This window comes from Roseicella sp. DB1501, assembly GCF_013112485.1.
Taxonomy (GTDB): Bacteria; Pseudomonadota; Alphaproteobacteria; order Acetobacterales; family Acetobacteraceae; genus Paracraurococcus.
Map to the genome: position 1 here is coordinate 1 of NZ_JABFHG010000044.1, position 1,460 is coordinate 1,460.

Annotated in this window: 3 protein-coding genes; all 3 read left to right on the forward strand. The window is 74.6% G+C overall.

Annotated features, from left to right (window positions below):
• A partial coding sequence (locus tag HJG45_RS28245) for a heme ABC transporter permease (RefSeq protein ID WP_408902045.1) occupies positions 1–763 on the forward strand: 763 nt, incomplete at its 5' end.
• Entirely contained in the window at positions 760–933 is a 174-nt protein-coding gene (locus HJG45_RS28250; RefSeq protein ID WP_171617320.1) for a hypothetical protein, read from the forward strand. The genes HJG45_RS28245 and HJG45_RS28250, both read left to right, overlap by 4 nt.
• Positions 930–1,460, forward strand: coding sequence for a cytochrome c maturation protein CcmE (ccmE, locus tag HJG45_RS28255; protein ID WP_171617322.1), 531 nt, complete (start codon positions 930–932; stop codon positions 1,458–1,460). The genes HJG45_RS28250 and ccmE overlap by 4 nt, the downstream gene beginning before the upstream one ends.

Sequence of the window (1,460 nt, forward strand, 5' to 3'; positions counted from 1 at the left end):
TGTTCTCCCTGCTGGGCGTGGCCTGCACCGCTTTGCCAATCCTGGCCGGTTCCTGCGGCTGGCGGGGCGGTTGCAGCCCTGGCTGACGGGGGCGGCGCTGCTGGTGCTGGCGGTTGGGCTGCCCTGGGCGCTGCTGCTCTCGCCGCCCGACTGGCAGCAGGGCGAGACGGTGCGCATCCTCTACGTCCACGTGCCGATGGCCTGGCTGGCCATGGGCGGCTATGCCGGCCTCGCCCTCGCCTCGGCCGTCGCCCTGGTCTGGCGCCACCCGCTGGCCGACCTCGCCTGCCGCGAGCTCTCGCCGGTCGGCGCCGCCGTCACCGCGCTCTGCCTCGCCACCGGCAGCCTCTGGGGCAAGCCGATGTGGGGCACCTGGTGGGTCTGGGATGCCCGGCTGACCAGCGTGCTGGTGCTGTTCTTCCTCTGGCTCGGCCATGCCGCGCTGGTGCGCGCCTTCGACGATGCCGAGCGCGGGGCGCGCATGGGGGCGATCCTCGCCCTGGTCGGCGCGGTGAACCTGCCGGTCGTGAAGTTCTCGGTCGAGTGGTGGAACACCCTGCACCAGCCGGCCAGCCTGACCAGGATCAATGCGCCCTCCCTGCATGTCGATATCCTCCACCCGCTGCTGGTCTGCGCCCTCGGCTTCAGCCTCGCCTTCGCGGCGCTGGTGCTGGCGCGGCTGCGGGCGGCGGTGATGGAGCGGCGCATCCGGGCGCTGCAGCTGGCGGCCGCGCGGCGGGCCGAGCAGGAGCGATCGGCATGACGCTGCACTGGGCGCACGTGACGGCGAGCTACGGCCTCGTCCTCGGCGGCTTCCTGGCGCTCGGGATCGCCGCGGCGCTGCGCCTCGGCGCCGCCCGGCGGCGGCTGCAGGCGCTGGACCCGCGGCCGGGACGGCGCCAGGACGTGCGCCAGGAAGGGCGGACAGCATGACGAAGAAGCACCGGCGGCTCTGGCTGCTGCTGCTCTGCGGCCTCGGCCTCGGCAGCGCCACCGCCCTCACCCTCGCCGCCGTCCAGGACAACCTGGTCTTCTTCCGCTCGCCCTCCGACATCGCCCGCCAGGCGCCGCCCCCCGGCCGCGCCTTCCGCCTCGGCGGCCTGGTCGAGGCCGGCAGCGTGAGCCGGCAGACCGGCCCGGACGGCCAGCCCGACATCCGCTTCACGGTGACCGACGGGCCGCACGCGGTCGCCGTCGCCTATGCCGGGGTGCTGCCCGACCTGTTCCGCGAGGGCCAGGGCGTGGTCACCCTCGGCAAGCTCGGCCCGGACGGCGTGTTCCGCGCCTCCGAGGTGCTGGCGCGGCACGACGAAACCTACATGCCCCCCGAGGTCGCCGAGGCGCTGAAGCGGAGCGGCCACTGGAACCCAGCCGAGGGACCACCCCCCGCCGCCGCCACCTGGAACACCCTCGAGGTCAACCAGCCCAATGCCGCGCCAGCACCACGGAGCGGCTCGTGA